A 19,751-nucleotide genomic window follows, 5' to 3' on the forward strand; every position below is an offset into this window, starting at 1 on the left:
ATTCTATAAAAGAAAATAAATTCGAATAGATACATAGAACATGCGCTCAGCCCTCTTCATTTCAAGCAGTCGTGAGATGTAATCGACCATGTCTTCACGCACAGATAGCCTTATCAGTCCGTGCGAGGTCACGCGTGTTCTGGGCGAGAGCCCCAAAGACACCTGGGCCAGGCGCGCATTTCCGCATCTCCAGGCGGCACTGCTTACCGGCGGCGTCAGCTACGAAACCTATGATATTCCCGGCTGCTCGTGGCCGTACTTTGTTGTGAATACCGGCGCGGCCTACGAGATCCGACTTGAAACCCAGGATAGCCGGCAACACGTGTGCCGTATGGGCCACCACCATGTCCACCTGGTGCCGCCAGGAACATCCGGCACCCTGACGCTCCGTAAGCTGGAGTCCGGCGCGCTGGAGCGGATCTTCCTGGCCATGGACCCGGCCTGGATCGGCCGGTTTGCCGACAACCACGCCGGGGAGGTGAAGCCCGGCTCCCTGCGCTTGTTTCTGGGCCGCGACGACAAGATGCTCGCCACCGCGCTGGTGGCCCTCTACAGGGCCCTGCAGGAGCCGCAGCCCATGAACAGCCTGTTCGTGGACTCGGCCGTGCAGTTCATTGCGGCGGCTATTCTGCGCGACTACAGCGAGGCGGTCGCGAGACGGATCCCCCACCCCGTTTCCCTGCAGCGCATGGAGCGTATCAAGGAGCTCATCCACCAGTCCTTTGCACAGGACATCCAACTCAGCGACCTGGCCGACGAGGCCGGTCTCTCGCCCTTCCATTTCAGCCGCGTGTTCAAGGAAATCGTGGGCATGCCGCCGCGCCAGTACATCATCAAGCAGCGCATGGACGAGGCCTGCCGGCTGCTCAAAGAGTCCACCTACGCTATCGCCGCCATCGCCGCCATGGTGGGCTACGAAAGCGTGAGCCACTTCTCCAGCCTGTTCAAACGCCACACAGGCATGAGCCCGGCCGGGTTCCGTCGCTCCTGAGCGATCCAGCCCGGAGCCGTATTGTTCTGTCTGAAGGCTCGTCCGAGGGGCGCTGTCCCTTGGCACCCTGCAAAGGGTCTTGAGGGCTTTGCCCTCAAACTCCCTCCAGGGCGCTAAGCTCCCTGGACCCATATCTGGGGTCCAGGGGAATTAAATTCCCCTGGCAGGGGGCGGGGGACAGAGTCCCCCGTCCGACTGGCGTGGGGGAGCAGCGCCCCCCGCGTCCAGGCGTCTCTTGCCGCGATGGCTGCTAGTAGATGCGGTGGCGGAAGAGGTAGCCGGCGATGAGCAGGTTGCACAGGCCGATGATGGCCAGGGGCCAGATCTGGTTGGCCAGCAGGGCGAATGGTGCGCCTTCGATGAACACGCCGCGCAGGATCACGAAGATGTAGCGCAGCGGGTTGATGATGGTCAGCTTCTGCACGAAGGGCGTCATGTTTTCGATGGGCGTGGCAAAGCCGGAGAGCAGCGTGGCCGGCATCATGAACAGGAAGGTGCCGAGCAGCGCCTGCTGCATGGTGGCGGCCAGGGAGGAGATCATCAGGCCGATGCCCACGGCCGCGAAGATGAAGACCACGAGACCGGCGTACAGTGTGGCCAGGCTGCCGCGCAGGGGTATCTTGAACCAGAACACGGCGATGCAGAGGATGAACGAGGCCTCGATGATGCCGATGATGAATCCCGGCAGGGCCTTGCCCAGCAGTATCTCGGTGGGCGACATGGGCGTGACCAGGAGCTGGTCGAAGGTGCCGTGCTCGCGCTCCCGCGCCACGGACAGGGACGTGACCAGCAGCGTGACCAAAAGGGCGATGAGCCCGACCATGCCGGGGATGAAGAACCAGCGGCTCAGGAGGTTCTCGTTGAACCAGTGACGCACCACCAGCACGGAGGGTCCTGTGGCCAGGTCGCCTTCGGCGGCGTTCAACATCCTGATTCTGTTCTGATTGTATTTCTGCACCACCTCGGCAAAGTAGTTGGCCACGATGGAGGCGGTGTTGGAGTTGCGGCCGTCCAGGATGGCCTGCACCGAGGCCGGTTCGCCGGCCCGGAGCCTGCGGGCGAAGTCCTGGCGGATCATGACCACCAGTTTTACATCACGCGCATCGATGAGCCTGGCGATGTCGTCGTAGTCCTGGATATAGGTGGTGAGCTTGAAGTTTTTGGAGCCCTGCAGCCCGGAGAGGAGCTGGCGCGACTCCACGCTGTGGCTCAGGTCGTACACGGCGTAGGGAATCTGCCGCAGGTCAAAGGTGGCGGCGTAGCCGAAGATAATGGTCTGGATAATCGGCGGGAACATGACCACGGTGCGGGAGCGCGGGTCCTTGAGCAGGGCCAGGAACTCCTTGACCATGAGCGCGAGGATATGGCGGACTGCTTCCTGCATGGCGTTACTCCAGGCTCTTGCGCGTTTTCTTGAACGCCAGGAACAGGAAGAAGCAAGCCAGGCCGGCCATGGCCGCGGCGTTGGGCAGCAGCACGGACCAGACGTTTCCGGCCAGGAATATGGACTGCACGATGGCCACGAAATAGCGCGCCGGCACGATGTGGGAGATGGCGCGGATAACGAAGGGGGCGCTGGCCAGCTCGAAGATGAAGCCGGAGAGGAAGAAGGCCGGCAGGAACGCGGCGATGAGCGAGGTCTGGCCGGCCACGAACTGGTTCTTGGCCACGGCGGAGATGAACAGCCCTAGCCCCAGCATGGCGCACAGAAAGATGGAGGCGAGCAGGGCCAGCACAAGGAGCGAGCCGCGGAAAGGCACGTGGAACAGGAAGAAGGCCATGAGCAGGCAGACCACCATGCCCATCATGCCGAGGATGAAGTAGGGGACGAGCTTGCCGAGCACGATCTCCACCACGGACACCGGCGTGACCAGCAGCGACTCCATGGTGCCGCGCTCCCACTCGCGGGCCATGACCAGCGCCGTGAGCAGCGTGCCGATGAGCGTCATCACCAGCACCACCAGGCCCGGCACCAGGAAGTTCTGGCTGCGCACCTCGCTGTTGAACCAGTAGTGCGGCTGCACCTCCACCAGGGGCAGGGCCTGGTTATCGAGGGCTGCCTGCGACTGCACCCAGCGCTGCCACGCGCCGGTGACGTAGCCTTCGATCTGCCGGGCGCGGTTGCCGTCCACGGCGTTGACGATGAGCTGGATAGGGGCGATGCGTCCGGCGGCCAGCTCGCGCGAGAAGTCCGCGCGCACGCGTACGATGGCGTCCACATCGCGCTGGCGCAGGAGCTGCTCGGCCTGCTGGAAGTTGGTCAGAGGGATGGGGGCGAAGTAGTCGGATATGGTGAACCGCGCGGCCAGGTCCATGGCTGCCGGGCTAGGCTGCTCCAGCACCACGGCAATGGGGATCTGGCGCGGGTCCAGGCTGATGCCGTAGCCGAAAAGCAGCAGCAGGATAACGGGCAGCACCAGGGCGATGGCTATGGAGGAGGGATCGCGCACGATCTGGTACATCTCCTTGCGCACCAGGGCCCGGAGACGGCGCGGGGAAAGCAGGCCGGGACGCGCCATGCTACGCCGCCTCCTGCTTCTTGCGGTACTGCTCCACCAGGGCGATGAAGGCGCTTTCAATGCTCGACTCGCCGCCTGTGGCGTGCTCACGGATTTCGTCCGGCGTGCCCAGAGCCAGGAGCTCGCCGCTCATCATGATCAGCATTCGGTCGCAGTACTCGGCCTCTTCCATGAAGTGCGTGGTCACGATGATGGTCACGCCGGCGTCGGCCAGGGCGGAGATGCGCTGCCAGAACTCCCGCCGGGCCAGGGGATCGACGCCGGAGGTGGGTTCGTCCAGAAAGAGGATGTCCGGCTCGTGCATCAGGGCGCAGGCCAGGGCCAGGCGCTGCTTGTAGCCAAAGGGCAGCTCGCCGCTGTTGGAGGATGCCTCGGACTCGAGCTCCAGGCTTTCCAGCGCCCACTGCACCCGCGTCCGCTGCCGCTTGCCGTACAGGCCATAGGCCCGGCTGAAGAAATCCAGGTTCTCGCGCACGGAGAGCTGCCCGTACAACGAGAACTTCTGCGCCATGTAGCCCACGTTGCGGCGCGCCTTGGCTGCGGCCGTGCGCAGGTCCTCGCCGGCCACCTCCAGATGGCCGCCCGTGGGCGGCAGGAGGCCGCAGAGCATGCGGAAGGTGGTGGACTTGCCCGCGCCGTTGGGACCGAGCAGGCCGAAAATCTCCCCGCGCGATACCGTAAAGTCGAGGCCGCGCACGGCGTAGAAATCGCCGAACTTCCGCTCCAGGTCGTCGACCTCGATGATCGTCTCGCCGTTGGTCCTGGCCGGCTTGTCCGCTGATGCCTGCTGGTCGCCGTTGCCGTCGTCCTGCCCGTCGGAGTTTATGTCGAAGCCCTGGGCCGCGTGCTCGCGGCGGCTTTCCAGCAGGATCATAAAGCCGTCCTCGAATACGGGCTCTGCCTGGCGGAAGGCCAGTCCCTTGCACAACGCTTCCGGGTTGGTGTCCTTGGCCGTGACGATGTGCACAAAGCCTTCGCGCAGGGTGGCGTCCACCACGGCTTCTTTGCTGAACAGCCGGCTCTGCACGTGGCGGGGAAGCTCGTCGCCCGGGTCCACGTAGAAGACCCGGCCGGCAGCTGTCTTTACGAACTCCTCGGGCGCGCCCTGGCCCAGCAGCTCGCCGTCCAGCAGCACGAAGACGGTGTCACAGCGCTCGGCCTCGTCCAGATACGCCGTGGAGACGAGCACGGTGATCTCCTCCTCGCGCACCAGGCCATCCACGATGCGCCAGAGCTCGCGCCGGGAGAGTGGATCGACGCCCACGGTGGGCTCGTCCAGGAGCAGGAGCTGCGGGGTCTTGATCAGCGAGCAGGCCAGGCCGAGCTTCTGCTTCATGCCGCCGGAAAGCCGGCCGGCCAGGCGCGCGGTGAACGGCCCCAGCCCGGTCATCTCCAGCAGCCGCGGGTACTGCTTTTTGCGCTCCTTCTTGGGCACGGACTGCAGGTCGGCGTAGAGGTCCATGTTCTCCTGCACGGAGAGATCTTCATACAAGCCAAAGCGTTGCGGCATGTAGCCGATGGCGGCCTGGATGGCGCGCGCATCCTTGACCGAGTCCATGCCTAGCACGGTGATGGAGCCCTCGGCCGGTGTCATGAGCCCGGCGGCCATGCGCAACAACGTGGTCTTGCCGGCGCCGTCCGGCCCGAGCAGGCCGTTGACCGATCCGGGCTGCAGCGACAGCGAGATATTGTTGAGCGCTGTGATCTCGCGCTTGCCGCGCATGAACCGCTTGGTCACGCCCGAGACGGACAGGGCGCTGGCGGGCTCGGCATTGGACCCGGCCTGGCTCGTCACTGCGCGGGCTCCGAAGTTCCTGTGCTGTTGGCGTTTCCGGCTGAAGGGGACGGCGCGACCACGCCGCGGGCGGAGGGCCCGTCCAGAGACGGCGTGTCCGGCGACATGGTGGAGGCATTGGCAGAGGTGCCGTTGAGCGAGAAGGGCGAGGCCGGCGCCGTGGCGTTGCCGCGGTCCAGGCTCAGGTGGACCGTGGCCGGCATGCCCAGGCGCAGGTCGTTGTCCGGGTCGCGCACAAAGAAGCGGACCTCGTAGACCAGATCGGTGCGCAGCTCCGGGGTCTCCACGCTGCGCGGGGTGAACTCCGCCATGGGCGAGATGAAGCCGACCCAGCCGGGGTAGCTCTTGTCCGGGTGGGCGTCGATGGTGGCGTTGCCGGTCATGCCCGGCGCGATGTGGCCCAGATTGGTTTCGGAAACATAGGTGCGGATCCACTTCGGGTCCATGATCGCGATGCTGAAGACCGGCCGCTGGGGCGAGCCGATGTCGCCAGGCTCCAACAGGCGGCTGCGGATCACGCCATTGCGCGGCGAGAGCAGGGTGTAGTCCTTGTACTGCGTCTGCAGGAGCAGGTACTGCGACTCCAGGGCTGCCAGCCTGGCGCGGGCCTCCTTGATGTCCTCCCAGCGGGGGCCTGCCAGCACGAGGTCGAGCTGCTTCTGCGCGGCCAGCAGCCGGGCCTTGGCAACGTCGTGCGTGGCCTGGGCGTCGTCAACGTCCTGCTGGGCCACAGCGTCGCGTTGGAGTAGGCGCACCTGGCGGTCCAGGGTCTGCTGGGCGATCTCGAGCTCGGCCTGGTAGCGCTCCACATCGGCCCGGGCCACCTCGATCTCCTGGGGCCGGGACCCGTTTTCCAGCCGGGTCACGGCGAAGCGCTGGGCCTCCATGTTGGCGCGGGTGGTGGCGATGTTCTCCTCCAGCCGTTCGCGGTCCAGAGTGGCCAGCACCTGGCCCGTGCGCACGGCGTCGCCTTCCTCCACAAGCACGGTGTCGATGCGCTCGGAGTCCTTGAAGGCGAGGTTCACCTCCCGCAGGTCCACATTGCCGTAAAGGGTCAGCTCGTTCGCATCCTCTGGCTCCTGCAGGTGCAGGTAGAGGCGGTAGCCGCCGTACCCGAGGGCTCCGAGGATGAGGAGCGGTATAAGTATCTTACGCACGGTGTGTTCTCCTTGCGATCATCGCTGGCGATATGTCGATCCTATATGCTGGGAAAAGCGTATAGATATTCACAAAACGTGTCAAATCTAAATTTTAAATTCAAATTTGAATATTGTGTCCAATTGTGGCACCCTGTGGCTAACATGGAAACGAGTTCAGGAGACGCCACATGACATCCACGGACAGACAGAATCCAGACCCCGGCGCGCAGGCCCCGGCGGACACCAAGGCGCGCCTGCTGGAATCGGCCGGGCGCATCTTCGCGGCCAAGGGGTTTCGCCGCGCCACGGGCAAGGAGATCTGCCAGGACGCCGGCGCCAATATGGCGGCTATCAACTACCATTTCGGCTCCAAGGATTCATTATATACCACGGTATTGATCGAAGCGCACAGCCGTCTGATGGCTCGGGACGAGCTTGCCGCGACCATGTCGCTGAATGTTCCACCGCAGGAGCGGCTGGCCGTGTTCCTCAATCGCCTGATCCGCCGGCTCTTCACCCAGTCTGCCGGCAGCTGGCCCATACGCGTGGTGGTCCGCGAGATGGCCGATCCCACGCCGGCCTTCCGCACCCTGGTGGACAAGGAGATCCTGCCCAAGTCGCACATTCTGCGCCGGACCGTGGCCGAACTCATGGACCTGCCGGTGGAGCACGAGGCCGCCCTGCGCACCACCATCTCCATCATTGCCCAGGTTATCTCGCTCTTTCAGAACCGCGCGGCCTTCGAGCAGATCTTCCCGGAGCTGGACTGGTCCGAGGCGGCCATGGAGCCGGTGCGCGACCATATCCTGACCTTCAGCCTGGCCGGCGCCGAGGCTGTTGCCGCGAAGCACCGGGCGTAGGAAGACCAATGCCGGAACATACGCCTATTCCGAAAAAATCCAGGATGTACCTTGTCTTGGGCGGGCTCGGCCTCAGCGTGGCGCTGTCCGTTCTCTTTGAGGATGTCTACCTCTCGCCGTTGTACATCGCCGTGGTTTACGTGGCCGTCGACTGGATCAAGTCGCGCAGGCTCCGGCCCGGTGCATGACCTTCCCGAACCAGCAATGGACCTCTGCCCGCGTATCGCCTATGGTGCGCGCCATGGAGGAAGTGATTCATGAAACGTCTTGCTGACATTGCCGAAAATTCGTCGTCCTGGTCGCGGTTCCACGAGATGGGCCCGGACGACCGCATTGAGCTCCATGAGCTCGTGAGCCGCATCGCCATGGCCGAGGACGCCGGCGAGGGCGAGGCTCTGGAAGAGCTCATCGCCGCAGAGTGCGAGTACACCCGCGAAGGTGAGGTCATGGGACCCTACATCGCCTGGGCGAGCCGCACCGCCGAGCAGCTGGTCAGAATCCGCCGCCAGCACGCCAATGCCTACTTCGACGTTACGGGCTGGTGCCGCGCCGAGGGCGCGAGCTACCTGACCCTGGTGCGCACGGACGGTGAGAGCAGCCCCCGGATCGCGGCGAGCATCCTGGTGCGCGACACCTTTGAGAAGCGCGGCGGCCGCTGGCTGCTTACCGCGCGGGAGCACACGGCCATCGCCCTGGAGGAGTGGTTCGTGCTGCCCGATTAGCTGCCATCCCCTGTATGAAAAAAGCCCCCGGACCTTCTCGGCTCGGGGGTTTTTTTGCGGCTGCGCAACAATCCGGACGCGTTTTTCCTGATGCCTTCACAGAAGCGCGTCACATGGTGTACGTTCGGCAGAACCTTAGCGCCCTTCCTGGCGCAAGTATTCAATCCTACAGCAATACAAGGAGTCTCATATCATGGCCCAGAACAAGTCCATTCGCGGCAGCCAGACTGAGAAGAACCTCATGATCTCGTTTGCAGGCGAATCCCAGGCCCGCAACCGCTACAACTACTACGCCGGCAAGGCCAAGGATGAAGGCTTTGTCCAGATCTCGAACATCTTCAACGAAACCGCCGAGCAGGAGCGCATGCACGCCAAGCGCTTCTTCAGCTTCCTCGAAGGCGGCGATGTTATGGTGGAGTACGAGTACCCGGCGGCCATCATCCGCGGCACCTACGAGAACCTCATCGCCGCGGCCGAAGGCGAGCACCACGAGAACACCACCATGTACCCCGGCTTCGCCGAGGTGGCGCGCCAGGAAGGCTTCACGCAGGTCGCCCTCCTCTGGGAGCACGTCTGCAACGCCGAAACCTTCCACGAGCGCCGCTACCGCGAGCTGGCCGAAAACATCGACAAGGGTCGCGTGTTCAAACGGCCGGAAAAACAGGTCTGGCGCTGCCTCAAGTGTGGCTACCTGCACGAAGGCACGGAGCCGCCTAACAAGTGCCCGGCCTGCCTGCACCCCCAGTCGTACTACGAGCTTCTCTGTACCAACTGGTAGGCTCAGCGTAGATGACGCTTCGAGGGGCCCCGCCCCTCGAACTCCCCGCAAGGGGCCACTGGCCCCTTGACCCCGTTCTGGGGCCCAGGGGAACAGTGTTCAGAGGATATGGGGGACAGAGTCCACCACGCCTAAGTAGACATAGAAAGCCGCCGTTCATCGAATGGACGGCGGCTTTTATTCTGCCTCTGGCCCCAGAGTTCAGCTCCCTGGCGGGGAGCCCGAGGGGCAGGCCCCTCGGCGCTACTGCGTCCTTCAGAAGCCCTAAACGTCCACGCCCAGCACGTTGCGCACAACGATGCCGATGAGGAAGCTGACCAGGGCGACGCCCATGGAGATAGCGGCCATCTCCAGGTAGCTGCGTTTGAAGGACGTGTTGCGGCACACGGAGTTGTAGAAGGTGAACACAGCGATGATCAGGAGCGCGTTGACCAGCGTCCAGATCACGGCCAGGGCGGTGTTGGTGAGCAGCAGGAACGGCAGCACCAGCAGGAACACCGCGCCCAGGTAGGCGATGCCTGTGTAGACGGACGCCTTGATCGGATTTTTCTGGGTGTCCTGCTCCTCTTTGGTGGAGAGATACTCCGAGGCGGCCATGGAGAGGGCGGCCGAGATGCCCGTGACCAGGCTGACCAGGGCGATGAGCCGGGGCTCGCGCAGGGCCAGGGTGAAGCCGGCGATGGCGCCGGTCAGCTCCACCAGGGCGTCGTTCAGTCCCAGCACCACGCTGGAGATATATGTGAGCCGCTCGTCATCATAGAGGGATATGAGCGTCTGCTCGTGTTCCTCCTCCTCCGTGTCCAGGTGGGCCACCTCGGACACCTCGGGCGCCAGGCTGCGGTAGGAGCTCTGTGCTTTGGACTCCCCGGCCTCCATGAGCCGCAGGGTGAACGTGACACCGAAGAGCCAGGCGCACAGGGCGAGCAGTTGCACCCGGAAGCGGCGGGGTTTGACGGCTGTGCCGGTGACGGACTCCAGCGTTGTGTAGTGGCGCAACTCGTCGCTGGCGATGGTGCGCAGGACCTTGGCGTTGTGGAGGTTGGGCTCGCGGTCGGCCAGGGCGTTGTAGATGTGGTACTCGGTGATCTCGCCGCGCTGCATGGCCAGCAGGGCGTTTCGTGTCTGCTCGTTCATGGTGGTGTCCTTATATGGTACGAAGATGGTGCGCTGGTTGTAGCCGCAAGCGGCGGCCTCTGCAATGCCCGCATGCAGTGTAGGAAATAACGGATGGCCGCGCGGTTTGCCGAGGACCGTTGCCGCACGCAGGGGGATGGGATACACCTCGGGCGGTGACGAATCCATGAACCCGGAGCACGCGGGACCGCAGCCGCGCAGGAAGAACGCCCTATGTCCAAAATAATAGACATTACCATGCCCCTGACGCCAGACTATCCGGCATTTCCTGGCGACCCTGCCGTGACCTGGGAGACGTATCTGGATGTGGAGAAGGGCGACCCCTACCGGGCGACAGTAATCACGATGCTCAACCACACCGGCACCCATGTGGATGCACCGGCGCACTTCATGGCCGACGGCGTGACCGTGGAGCGCATCCCCCTGGAGACGCTGATCGGCCCGGCGTACGTGGCTGAGACTGAGGCCTGCCGCATCGGCGCGGAGGAGTTGGAGGCCTGCGCCGGCGGCGTGGAGACACAGCGGCTCCTGCTGAAGACGCCGAACTCCGCCCGGCCCGAGCTGTACGAGCAGCCTTTTCGGACGGATTTCTGCTCCCTCACGCCGGACGGCGCACAGTGGATCGCGGACAACGGCATATTGGCCATGGGCATTGATTGCGCCTCGGCCGAGCTCATCGACGACGCCGAGCACGAGGCGCACCGCATCCTGCTGCAGGCCGGCGTGGTCATCATCGAGTGGCTGAAGCTGGACCAGGTGGAGCCCGGTATGTACGAGCTCACCTGCCTGCCGCTCAAGCTCTCCGGGCTGGACGGCGCACCTGCCCGCGCCGTGCTGCGTCCAATTTTGTAGACACTGCCCGGCGTTTCACTCGCACAATTTACGATCTTTTTACCGCCGGCGTTGCCATCGCGGGCCGGTTTGCGTCATATTGGGGTATGCCTCGTCCAAGCGAGAACCCCCCCCCACACCATCCCCTCCGTCCTGTCCTGGCCGCTGTCTGCGTTATCGCCACGGTCGCCGTCTGGGTCGTTGTGCTTACCGGCGCCGGCGTGGCCGTGCTGCTGGTCGATCCGGCGTCGGCAGTGCCGTACGCCGTACGCATCGCCGCGCCTGGCAGCACCGTCCATGTCGAACGGTTCGAGGTGCTTTCCGCATGGCCGCCGGCCGTGGCCGTGCATGACCTCACCCTGGACGGCTCCGACGGCGAGCGTCTCTTTGCCGTGGATCGTGCAATCATCACCACAGACCTGGCCGCCGGCTGGGAGCATGGGCTCTGGATCGAGGACATGGAGCTGGATGCGCCGCGCGTGACCATGCGCGTGGCTGCCGAGGCGGGTGGGGAAGGCGGCGGCTCCGGCGGCGCGTGGCAGCCGGACTCGCTGCGCGGGCTGTTCTTCTACAAGCGCATCCGCTGCGAGGACGGCGCGGTCTCGCTGTCCATGGGCAATCGCACCGTGGAGGTGCGCGACCTCTCGTTCCGCCTGGAACCAAGGGACGATGCAGATTTCGGCGAGCACGATCCCTCGTTGCGCACGGCATCGCTCAACGCCACCGCGCGGGTGCTGGAGCAGCGTTCCCTCGTGGCCCTGGCGCAGGTGCGCGGGGAAGGGGCGATCCAGGCCGACCGCCTGGCCATGACCACGCGCATCGAGGACGGCCTCGTGAACATGGGCGACACGCGGGGCGAGGTGCAGGGGCGTGTCGATCTCAGTGTAACGCCGTCCATGCTGACCCTGGAGCGGCTGGCCCTGGAGCTGACGCCGTCGAGGCTGATGCGGCGGCGGACAGGATTGCAGGGCGCGGTGCGCATGGCTCTGAGCGGCACGCTGGCGCTGGACGAGCAGAGCTACGCCCTGACGGCGTTCAGCGCGACGATGCCGGGCATTCTGGAGCTTGCCGGCAATGCGACCGGCCATCTGGACGGGCTGCCCGAAAGGGCCACGCTCACTGCGGATGCGCCGGACATCGGGCTGCTGCTTGATCGCGGCCGTACCCTGCTGCCGGCGCTCAGGGACGTTCAGGCCCGGGGCGGATCGGTGCGCGCCGTGTTCGATCTCAACGAAGACGCCGCCGGCGTGACCCTGGAGGCGCAAAACGCCACGGTCACTCTGGCCGGCGGGGAGACGTTCACGGGACGGGATGCCCGCGTGGACGCTACGGTTTCGCCACGACCGGCGTTGCAGAAGGCGCTGCTTGGCAAGGGCTCTCTGGATGCACTCCAGCTTGCCGGCATGGTCTCCTGTGCAGTGGATGGGGACGCCGCTGGCTGGGGCGTGACAGGCGCTGAATTGAGCGCCCCCATTGCCGGCACGGCCGCGGCGCCGGCTGTGCAGAATGCAACGCTGCGGCTGCCGTCAGGGGCCATTGTGCAGGATGGCAAAGCCGTGCAGGTCGGTGCAGTGACGCTGACCGCCGACGCGGCGTGGGACGGCGCAGGCCTGAACGCGCCGCGCTTTGTTCTGGAGGCGGACGGCCTGGGCGTCGTGGAGGGCTCCACCGCCTGGCATCCGGATGCGCAGAATGCGACTACTGCGACGTTCTCCGGCCAGGGGCTGCAGATGGCCGGATTGTCCAAGATTTTAGACAGCGCCATGGGCGGCGCGGCGACGTCCTGGTCGCCCTCGGGCACGCTGGATCTGGAGGGTGAGGCAACGCAGCAGGACAACGGCCTGGGCGTGAATGTGCGCGTGTCCGGCGCATCGGCCGCGTTCTCCTCGCCGGACGGTGACTACCTGGCGGACAAGGTGCGCTGGTCCCTGAACGGGAGCGGCACACTCGGGGACTCCACGCAGTTTGATACAACGTTCTCGGTCAGCTCCGGGCAGCTTCTGCTCGGCGTGTTCTTTCTGGACGCCGGGGTCAACCCGGTGCACATCCGCGCCTCTGGCAAACTGTCTGGCGACGCCGTGCAGGGGCTCAACGCGGAATGCGTCCTGAAGAACCTCGTGACGGCCTCCTACCGCGGGCGCGTCTCCTTTGGCAGGGCTGGCGGTCCGGCTTACAACGGCGCGGCGGCCGTGACCAGCAACTCCCTGGGCGAGTTCTACTCGAAGCTGGTGGACGAGCCCTTCTCCGCATCGCTGCCCGTGCTCTCGGACTACACCCTGGGCGGGTCCATGAAACTGGACGCGGCGGTGCAGGGAAAAGGCGCGGATGTCCAGGCCGCGGGCATGCTCTCCCTGACAGGCGCAAGCTTCGATTCCTCGGCCACGTCGCTGCATGCCCAGGACGTTTCCCTCAAGCTGCCCATTGCCTACGGCCGCGAGCCCCGCTCCGGCGAGACCTCCGGCTCGGTGCGCATCGGCTCGGCCCAGAGCCCCTTCGGGCAGCTGCAAAACCTCAGGCTGACCCTGGGGTACTCCAGGGGCTCGCTCCGGGTGTCCGAACCCGTGTCCCTGCCTGTGCTCGGCGGCGATCTGGATATCACGAACATCGCCGTGGAGAATCCGTACTCCCCGGACTTCGCCGTCACGTGCAACGCGGTGCTCAACGGGGCGCAGTTCAACAAGCTGGACCTCGGCGGCGTGACCCTGGAGGGCGGGCTGGCCGGCTCCCTGGGCACGCTGCGGCTTACGCGCAAGCGGCTGGATGTGCCAGGAGCGTTGGGCGGCAAGTTCTTCGGCGGCATCATGGCCGTGCACGACATGGCTGTGGTGGAACCCCTGGCCCAGGGCCGGCGCATTCACGCCACCATCGGCATAGAGAACGTGGACCTGGAGCCCTTCAGCGAAGCCCTGGACATCGGCAGAATCACCGGACGGATGAACGTGGTGGTGGACAACCTGGTCCTGGCGTACGGCCAGCCGTCGGCATTCGCGCTCACGGCGAAGTCCGTGGAGGAGCGGGGCGTGGGGCAGACCATCAGCCTCAAGGCGGTGAACGCCATCACCCTTATCGGTACGGGTTCCGGCATCGGGGACATGGGCGTGGGAATCTTCGGCAGCTTTTTCAAAGAGTTCTCATACGGCGAGATCGGGATGCAACTTTCCCTCGCCAACGACGTTTTCAAGGTAAGAGGCTTGATCGAAGAAGATGGCGTGGAGTATCTTATTAAAAAGCCGCCACTTTTTGGAATCAATGTGATAAACAGAACACCGGGAAAGCGGGTCAGCTTTTCCGACATGCTCGAGCGGCTTTCCCGCGTAACCGCCGGGGGTTCCACAACGGAAACCGAGTTCGGCGCCGGCGGCGCATCGGGCGCAACACAAGGAGAATGATTCATGCGCATATTCCGCAACGCGATGGTTTTCACCACGCTTTTCGCCGTGGCCGCCTGTGTGACGGTCAACATCTACTTTCCGACCCAGAAGGTGGATCAGGCCGCGGAGAAGATCGTGGACCAGGTGTACGGCATCGAGCAGCCGGACAGCGAGGCGCCGGAGACCAAGGACGACAGCTCCAGCCTGTCGCGGATGTTCGAGGTCGTGGCGGATTGCTTCGGTCCGACCGCAGCCTACGCCCAGGACGCAACCACCGTATCCAACCCGGCCATCCGCGAGCTGAAGAACCAGATCGCGGCGAACCATCAGCAGCTCAAGCCGTACTATGACGCTGGGGCCGTGAAGATCGGCACGGACGGCATGCTGACGATAGCGAACACCTCGGGACTTTCCGTGGCGCAGCAGGCCGAGCTCAAGCGGCTGGTCCGCGCGGACAACAGCGCACGTAACTCCCTGTATAGCGAGGTGGCCAAGGCGCTGGGCATCGCGCAGAGCGAGGTGGGCAAGGTCAAGGATATCTTTGCCAAGCACTGGCGCGACAAGGCACCGGCGGCGTGGCTGCAGTAACGTCGGCATAGCGGTGGGCGACGGAAGATCGCCGGCCTTCGATGCGCAATATACGACTTCGGAATACGTAACCGTGCACGGGTACTGCGTGTGTCACTGGTATAGGAGCATCTGTGTCACCGCATAACATGGAGCAATGGCACTATTGCGTGTGAAGATACAGTCGTGTGTTGGGGAATATGCGATTTGATCGTGCAGGACACGGACAACGAGCGGCCCGGTTCCAGATGGAGCCGGGCCGCTTATTTTCCCCAGAAAAATGCGGTCAATTTGTATTTGCGTAATAATATCTGAAGAATAGCTGTGCAAAAAAATGTTGAAAAACTAAATGTTGGCAAAGGCATGTGAATTTTTGCACTTGACGTCAATGCCTCAGTTCTATAGTTCCAAAAGTCATTCCGGGCAAACTTCAACAAATCTAGTGAAAGGGGTTCCCATGGTTCATAACTTACTCGAAAGATGGCATCTTTTCCTGGCCAGTGCGCTGGGGCTCGTGCTTGCGAGCCCGATTGCCGCCATGGCCCAGGAAGCAGCTGCCACGGCCGGGCCAGTTGATACGCATCCCTGGTGGTTCTGGCCGCTCATCCTGCTCGTCTTCTGCTTCATCTTGGGGATCGTCGCTGTGCTTGCTGGCGTTGGCGGCGGTGTTCTGTATGTACCGCTGGTCAGCGGCTTTTTCCCGTTCCACATCGACTTCGTCCGCGGAGCCGGCCTCATGGTGGCGCTGGCCGGCGCGCTGGCCGCCGGGCCGGGTCTGCTGAAACGCAACATGGCGAGCCTCAGGCTCGCGCTCCCCATGGCGCTCATCGCGTCCACCTGCGCGATCATCGGCGCCGTTCTTGGTCTGTATCTGTCATCCCTCGACCCCCGCATCGTGCAGGGCTGCCTGGGCGGCACCATCGTCTTCATCGCCGGCCTGCTGTTCTTCTCCAAGAACACGGAGCGGCCGGTGGTCACCAAGCAGGACGCCGTGGGCCTGGCCCTGGGCATCCAGGGCATGTACCACGACGCCGGCTCGGGCCAGGACGTGGAGTGGAAGACGCACCGCACCCTCATCGGCATGCTGCTGTTCATCATCATCGGCGTGATGGCGGGCATGTTCGGCCTGGGCGCCGGCTGGGCCAACGTTCCTGTCCTCAACCTGCTGATGGGCGCACCGCTCAAGGTTTCGGTGGCGACATCCAAGTTCTTGCTCTCCATCACGGACACCTCGGCCGCGTGGATCTACCTCAACCAGGGCTGCGTCATTCCGCTTATGGCGATTCCCTCCATCATCGGCCTCATGCTCGGCTCCTTCGTGGGCGTGAAGGTGCTGGCCGTGGTGAAGCCCAAGATGATCCGCTACATCGTCATCGTCGTGCTCCTGTTCGCAGGCCTCAAGGCGGTCGACAAGGCCCTCGGCATCGGACTGCTGGGCTAACCCATAGATTTTTCGAGGTGCAACATGGCTGATACAACAAAGACTATGACCTGCGAGGCCCCGCCGGAGCAGATCAAGTACGCGAATATTCTGTTCTGGGGCGCGTGGCTCGGCATTCTGTTCATGATCATAACCTATCTGATCTACATCCTCGGCATCTTCACGCCGGCCGTGCCCATGAAGGACGTCACGTCCAACTGGACCAAGCCGCGCATCAAGGTGGAGGCCCACGGTCCGCACGGCGAGATCGAGGCGTTCAAGATCTGCGGCAAGGAAGTGGAGTGCTCCGCGGACGACCCCGACGTTGTCGGCGGCGTCACCGCCTATCTGCTTATCACCGGCTCCCCCTCCGGGTGGGACTGGGCCAAGCAGCTGGGCAAAGGCGACTTCCTCAACTTCCTGCCCATCGCGTTCCTCGCGATACTCACGATCATCTGCTATTTTACATTGATACCCGCATACATACGGTGCGGGGACTACGTATTTGCGGGAATTGTCGTTGCCGAGATTCTTGTGCTCGCAACGGCAGCTTCCGGGCTGGTGGGTGGCGGCGGACACTAACTCTCCGCAGCCAATCCATTTTCAGCTAGCGTCAAAAAGCCGGGGAGCACTTGCTTCCCGGCTTTTTGGATTTCTGCCTCTGGCGTACGAAACCAAAGCACGGTACGGTGGCTCTGCAACCCGCCAAGGAGATGCCCATGCCCGAAAAAGGAAAGCCGCGCTATCCCGAGGAGTTTCGAGAGGACATCTGCCTCTGGGAGATGGAAGGAAAGGTGCGAATCGCCGCGGTGGGCACCGGTCCCGGTTTTCTGTCCCTTCTGGACATCGTGTATAACGAGCGTTTTCAGCAGTTCCTGCCGGACATGGTGCTGGTGGGCATTGCAGAGCCCGGCCCACACAAGGGCAAGCTCGACTACGCCAGATCCCTCGACATTCCGATTTACGAGACCCTGGGGGAGCTCATCGAGGCGGAGCCGCAGCTGAGCCTCGTGGTGGAGCATACCGGCCTGCGCAGCACCACGGCGCGGCTGCGCAAGGAGCTGCCGGATAACATCTCGCTCATCGACCACACAGGCGCCGTGTTCCTGTGCGGACTGCACGACATGGCCCAGGCCAACGCCTACTGCCAGGTCACCCTGGACAGGCACCGCACCCTGCTGCAGGCAATCATCGACGAGGTCCGCGAGGACATTCTGCTGCTGGACTCCCATGGCCGGGTCGTGGATTGCAACCGCAACGTGCTGGAGAAGGCCGGCAAGCACAAACAGGACCTCCTCGGCAAGCAGTTCTTCGACGCCCAGGTTCCGGAAGGCCAGGAGGGCATGTTCTGCAGCACGGACAGCGACGAGCAGTGCGCCTACACCCAGGCCCTGTTCTCCGGCGAGAAGACAGAGGCCCTGTTCACCCGCGTGGATCAGGACGGCCACCTCAAGTATTACCGCATCTACGCCTACCCCATCAAAAACGAGCAGGGCCGGATCAATCACGTAGTGGTCATGCGCCGGGACATCACCGAGCGCACACGGCGCGAGCGCATGCAGCAGCAGGCCGACAAGCTGGCTGTGGTGGGCGAGATGTCCACCTATCTCGCCCACGAGATCCGCAACCCGCTCTTCGCCATCGCCGGGTTCACCAACTCGCTGCTCAAGTCCGAGACCATGAACGACAAGGAGCGCGAGAAGCTGCGGATCATCTCCGAGGAGACCACCCGGCTGGAGCACCTGCTCTCGTCCATCCTCAAGTTCGCGCGGCCGTCCTCCTCGGAGTTGGACAAGGTTGACCTGAACGAGGTGGCCGACGAGACCGTGACGCTGATGCGCATGGGCTACGAGCACCAGGGCTATCAGATCGAGCTCAAGCCCACGAAAAAGATTCCCCTGGTCAAGGCCGAGCCCGAGATGGTCAAGCAGTGCATCGTCAACCTCATCAAGAACAGCGTGGAAGCCATGCCCCAGGGCGGAACGCTGCGCATCGAGACCGGCCGGGACGGCGAGATGGTCACCCTGAGCGTGACCGACACCGGCCCCGGCATGAGCGAGCGCCAGATGGACCAGGCGTTCAGCCCCTTCTACACCACCAAAGACCAGGGCTGCGGCCTGGGCTTGGCCATGATCCGCAAGCTGATGAGCGAGTTCGGCGGCACGGTGCAGCTCAAGAGTCACGAGGGCCAGGGCACCACGGTGATGCTGTCGTTCCTGCCTGTGCTGGCGGAAGGGCTGGGCGAGGGTGCGGAGTGGGTGGTGGGGGAAAAGCATAGCGAGGAAGAGGCCAAGAGTAACGTGCCGCCGGCCAAGCAGGCGGAGTCCTCCTCGCAGGGGAGCTAGCAGGCCGGATCGTCGTCAGGGCATGACCAGACGACGAAGCCGTCGCGATCCGCCGCGTTCTGCAGCGCCAGCTCAAAGGGCGTTTGGCCCAGCATGCCGGCCAGGCGGTCGTGCGCTGCCTGCGCCCGGCCCAGCCTGCCGCGTATGGCCGCCACCTCGGCCGGATCGTCGGCGTGAAAGGCGATCTTCTCGGCAAAGCGCTGCTCCACGGGCATGAGCACGGGGCCGCGCACCAGCTTGTCCGCCAGGTAGACAACCTCGCGCTCCGTGGCGGGCGCATCCTCCTTCCACGTCAGGTCGCGATGCTCCTCGGTGACCGCGGCGACGGCGTCCAGCCCCAGCCCGCGCAAGATATGTCCGCCCTCGGTCTCGTGGTGCGGTTCCCCCTTGGCGATGTCGTGCAGCAGGCCGGCGGCCGTGACCAGGTCCAGGTCCAGCACGTGCCTCTGGGCGTGCGTTTTGTTGATGCCCTCGGCCAGCAGCCGGGCTACCCGCGCGACTGCCTTGCCGTGAGCCACAGCCTGGGGCGGCAGGCCCTGCACGTCCTCCAGCAGCGCCAGACACTCCCCGGCTGTGGGCGCGTGCAGCCGCGCCGCGGCGCGTTGGGCGCGGGCGTAGTCCTCGGGCGTGTCCATGTCCCAGGTGGTGTGGCGGTCCCACACGGGCACGTCGATCATGGGATGGGATTCCAGGGCGCCGCGCAGCCCCTGGCGGCCGTCGTGGGCCTGCACTGCGGAAAAAAGATGCGCCGGCACGAAGATAGGGTGGCCGGGGCTGCCGCGATAGCTAGGGCGAATGATGCTTTCGGGCGAATCGGCGAACACGCGGTACAGGGCGCGCACGGCGGCCGACCGCACCAGGCAGCAGTCCGTGGGCAGGAATGCCGCGGCGTCCACAGGCGTATTGTACTTTTCCAAAGCGCGCAACGCGGCCTGCACCGAGGAGAACATGCCCTCGGGGTAGTTCGTGTTGAGCACGATTTCGGCCCCGGCGCGCTCTGCCAGGGGGGCGACCTCCTCGGCGCGATGGCCCAGGACCACGATAACGGAGTCCGCACCGCCTTGGCGCAGCAGGTCCACGGCGCGTTCCAGCACCGTGCTCCCGCCCAGAGAGAAGAGCGGTTTGGCGCCGAGCTCGCCCATGCGGCTGGAGTACCCGGCGGCCAGCACCACGCCCGCGCAGGAAGGCCGGGAGCCGGTCGATCGGGCGGCGCTGGTTGCGGGCTGGGTCATGGTGCTGGTGGAGAATGGGTCGGGAATAAAAAAGGGGGCGCCGGAAG

Annotated in this window: 17 protein-coding genes; 11 read left to right on the forward strand and 6 right to left on the reverse strand. The window is 64.4% G+C overall.

The genetic code is table 11. The annotated features are described in order from the left end of the window. Positions 1 to 88 precede the first annotated feature (88 nt). Positions 89 to 991: a helix-turn-helix domain-containing protein gene (locus tag E8L03_RS19770; RefSeq protein ID WP_171268290.1), complete on the forward strand. Its 903-nt coding sequence runs from the start codon at positions 89 to 91 to the stop codon at positions 989 to 991. A 250-nt stretch (positions 992 to 1,241) separates the two neighbouring features. On the opposite strand, the gene E8L03_RS19775 is transcribed toward E8L03_RS19770, so the two are convergent. From E8L03_RS19775 to E8L03_RS19790, 4 genes are read right to left on the reverse strand one after another with little or no spacing between them, the layout of a single operon-like run. Beyond that, entirely contained in the window at positions 1,242 to 2,375 is a 1,134-nt protein-coding gene (locus tag E8L03_RS19775; RefSeq protein WP_171268291.1) for an ABC transporter permease, read from the reverse strand. Between the two features lie 4 nt (positions 2,376 to 2,379). Then, entirely contained in the window at positions 2,380 to 3,510 is a 1,131-nt protein-coding gene (locus E8L03_RS19780) for an ABC transporter permease (RefSeq protein WP_144306884.1), read from the reverse strand. Between the two features lies 1 nt (position 3,511). Beyond that, entirely contained in the window at positions 3,512 to 5,305 is a 1,794-nt protein-coding gene (locus tag E8L03_RS19785; RefSeq protein WP_235896729.1) for an ATP-binding cassette domain-containing protein, read from the reverse strand. Further along, a complete protein-coding gene (locus tag E8L03_RS19790) occupies positions 5,302 to 6,462 on the reverse strand; it encodes an HlyD family secretion protein (RefSeq protein ID WP_171268292.1) in 1,161 nt (386 codons plus the stop codon). The genes E8L03_RS19785 and E8L03_RS19790 overlap by 4 nt, the downstream gene beginning before the upstream one ends. A 170-nt stretch (positions 6,463 to 6,632) precedes the next feature. Here E8L03_RS19790 and E8L03_RS19795 point away from each other — a divergent pair, with 170 nt between their 5' ends. The 4 genes from E8L03_RS19795 to rbr all read left to right on the forward strand — a co-directional run bounded on the left by E8L03_RS19795 (position 6,633) and on the right by rbr (position 8,804). Continuing rightward, the gene (locus E8L03_RS19795) at positions 6,633 to 7,304 is read left to right on the forward strand and encodes a TetR/AcrR family transcriptional regulator (RefSeq protein ID WP_171268293.1); all 672 of its coding nucleotides are present in this window, start codon (positions 6,633 to 6,635) and stop codon (positions 7,302 to 7,304) included. Between the two features lie 8 nt (positions 7,305 to 7,312). Next, positions 7,313 to 7,492 carry a hypothetical protein gene (locus tag E8L03_RS19800; RefSeq protein WP_144306881.1) on the forward strand — a complete coding sequence of 60 codons (180 nt, stop codon included), beginning with the start codon at positions 7,313 to 7,315 and terminating at the stop codon, positions 7,490 to 7,492. Between the two features lie 69 nt (positions 7,493 to 7,561). Then, positions 7,562 to 8,026: a nuclear transport factor 2 family protein gene (locus E8L03_RS19805; RefSeq protein ID WP_171268294.1), complete on the forward strand. Its 465-nt coding sequence runs from the start codon at positions 7,562 to 7,564 to the stop codon at positions 8,024 to 8,026. Positions 8,027 to 8,219: 193 nt separating this feature from the next. Next, positions 8,220 to 8,804 (forward strand): rubrerythrin, encoded by a 585-nt coding sequence (gene rbr, locus E8L03_RS19810; protein ID WP_144306879.1) that lies wholly within the window; start codon positions 8,220 to 8,222, stop codon positions 8,802 to 8,804. A gap of 264 nt (positions 8,805 to 9,068) precedes the next feature. On the opposite strand, the gene E8L03_RS19815 is transcribed toward rbr, so the two are convergent. Beyond that, positions 9,069 to 9,938: a VIT1/CCC1 transporter family protein gene (locus E8L03_RS19815; RefSeq protein WP_144306878.1), complete on the reverse strand. Its 870-nt coding sequence runs from the start codon at positions 9,936 to 9,938 to the stop codon at positions 9,069 to 9,071. A gap of 213 nt (positions 9,939 to 10,151) precedes the next feature. Here E8L03_RS19815 and E8L03_RS19820 point away from each other — a divergent pair, with 213 nt between their 5' ends. The 6 genes from E8L03_RS19820 (at position 10,152) to E8L03_RS19845 (ending at position 18,472) form a co-directional block, all read left to right on the forward strand. After that, positions 10,152 to 10,790 (forward strand): cyclase family protein, encoded by a 639-nt coding sequence (locus E8L03_RS19820; RefSeq protein ID WP_171268295.1) that lies wholly within the window; start codon positions 10,152 to 10,154, stop codon positions 10,788 to 10,790. Between the two features lie 86 nt (positions 10,791 to 10,876). After that, positions 10,877 to 14,158: a translocation/assembly module TamB domain-containing protein gene (locus E8L03_RS19825; RefSeq protein WP_171268296.1), complete on the forward strand. Its 3,282-nt coding sequence runs from the start codon at positions 10,877 to 10,879 to the stop codon at positions 14,156 to 14,158. A 3-nt stretch (positions 14,159 to 14,161) separates the two neighbouring features. Further along, a complete protein-coding gene (locus E8L03_RS19830) occupies positions 14,162 to 14,728 on the forward strand; it encodes a DUF1318 domain-containing protein (protein ID WP_171268297.1) in 567 nt (188 codons plus the stop codon). A 436-nt stretch (positions 14,729 to 15,164) separates the two neighbouring features. Continuing rightward, entirely contained in the window at positions 15,165 to 16,148 is a 984-nt protein-coding gene (locus E8L03_RS19835) for a sulfite exporter TauE/SafE family protein (protein WP_144306874.1), read from the forward strand. A 24-nt stretch (positions 16,149 to 16,172) separates the two neighbouring features. Beyond that, the gene (locus E8L03_RS19840; protein ID WP_144306873.1) at positions 16,173 to 16,709 is read left to right on the forward strand and encodes a DUF1634 domain-containing protein; all 537 of its coding nucleotides are present in this window, start codon (positions 16,173 to 16,175) and stop codon (positions 16,707 to 16,709) included. A gap of 137 nt (positions 16,710 to 16,846) precedes the next feature. Then, positions 16,847 to 18,472, forward strand: coding sequence for a two-component system sensor histidine kinase NtrB (locus E8L03_RS19845; protein WP_171268298.1), 1,626 nt, complete (start codon positions 16,847 to 16,849; stop codon positions 18,470 to 18,472). On the opposite strand, the gene E8L03_RS19850 is transcribed toward E8L03_RS19845, so the two are convergent. Continuing rightward, positions 18,469 to 19,704, reverse strand: coding sequence for a DVU_1551 family NTP transferase (locus E8L03_RS19850; RefSeq protein ID WP_171268299.1), 1,236 nt, complete (start codon positions 19,702 to 19,704; stop codon positions 18,469 to 18,471). The two genes, E8L03_RS19845 and E8L03_RS19850, sit on opposite strands and share 4 nt — an antisense overlap. Positions 19,705 to 19,751: the final 47 nt, after the last annotated feature.

Origin of the sequence: Oceanidesulfovibrio marinus, from assembly GCF_013085545.1 — a bacterium.
Lineage (GTDB): Bacteria > Desulfobacterota > Desulfovibrionia > Desulfovibrionales > Desulfovibrionaceae > Oceanidesulfovibrio > Oceanidesulfovibrio marinus.

Coding starts and splice junctions, on each gene's coding strand:
- E8L03_RS19770 (WP_171268290.1), top strand. CDS start 89: ATGTCTTCACGCACAGATAGCCTTATCAGTCCGTGCGAGGTCACGCGT.
- E8L03_RS19775 (WP_171268291.1), bottom strand. CDS start 2,375: ATGCAGGAAGCAGTCCGCCATATCCTCGCGCTCATGGTCAAGGAGTTC.
- E8L03_RS19780 (WP_144306884.1), bottom strand. CDS start 3,510: ATGGCGCGTCCCGGCCTGCTTTCCCCGCGCCGTCTCCGGGCCCTGGTG.
- E8L03_RS19795 (WP_171268293.1), top strand. CDS start 6,633: ATGACATCCACGGACAGACAGAATCCAGACCCCGGCGCGCAGGCCCCG.
- E8L03_RS19800 (WP_144306881.1), top strand. CDS start 7,313: ATGCCGGAACATACGCCTATTCCGAAAAAATCCAGGATGTACCTTGTC.
- E8L03_RS19805 (WP_171268294.1), top strand. CDS start 7,562: ATGAAACGTCTTGCTGACATTGCCGAAAATTCGTCGTCCTGGTCGCGG.
- rbr (WP_144306879.1), top strand. CDS start 8,220: ATGGCCCAGAACAAGTCCATTCGCGGCAGCCAGACTGAGAAGAACCTC.
- E8L03_RS19815 (WP_144306878.1), bottom strand. CDS start 9,938: ATGAACGAGCAGACACGAAACGCCCTGCTGGCCATGCAGCGCGGCGAG.
- E8L03_RS19820 (WP_171268295.1), top strand. CDS start 10,152: ATGTCCAAAATAATAGACATTACCATGCCCCTGACGCCAGACTATCCG.
- E8L03_RS19825 (WP_171268296.1), top strand. CDS start 10,877: ATGCCTCGTCCAAGCGAGAACCCCCCCCCACACCATCCCCTCCGTCCT.
- E8L03_RS19830 (WP_171268297.1), top strand. CDS start 14,162: ATGCGCATATTCCGCAACGCGATGGTTTTCACCACGCTTTTCGCCGTG.
- E8L03_RS19835 (WP_144306874.1), top strand. CDS start 15,165: ATGGTTCATAACTTACTCGAAAGATGGCATCTTTTCCTGGCCAGTGCG.
- E8L03_RS19840 (WP_144306873.1), top strand. CDS start 16,173: ATGGCTGATACAACAAAGACTATGACCTGCGAGGCCCCGCCGGAGCAG.
- E8L03_RS19845 (WP_171268298.1), top strand. CDS start 16,847: ATGCCCGAAAAAGGAAAGCCGCGCTATCCCGAGGAGTTTCGAGAGGAC.
- E8L03_RS19850 (WP_171268299.1), bottom strand. CDS start 19,704: ATGACCCAGCCCGCAACCAGCGCCGCCCGATCGACCGGCTCCCGGCCT.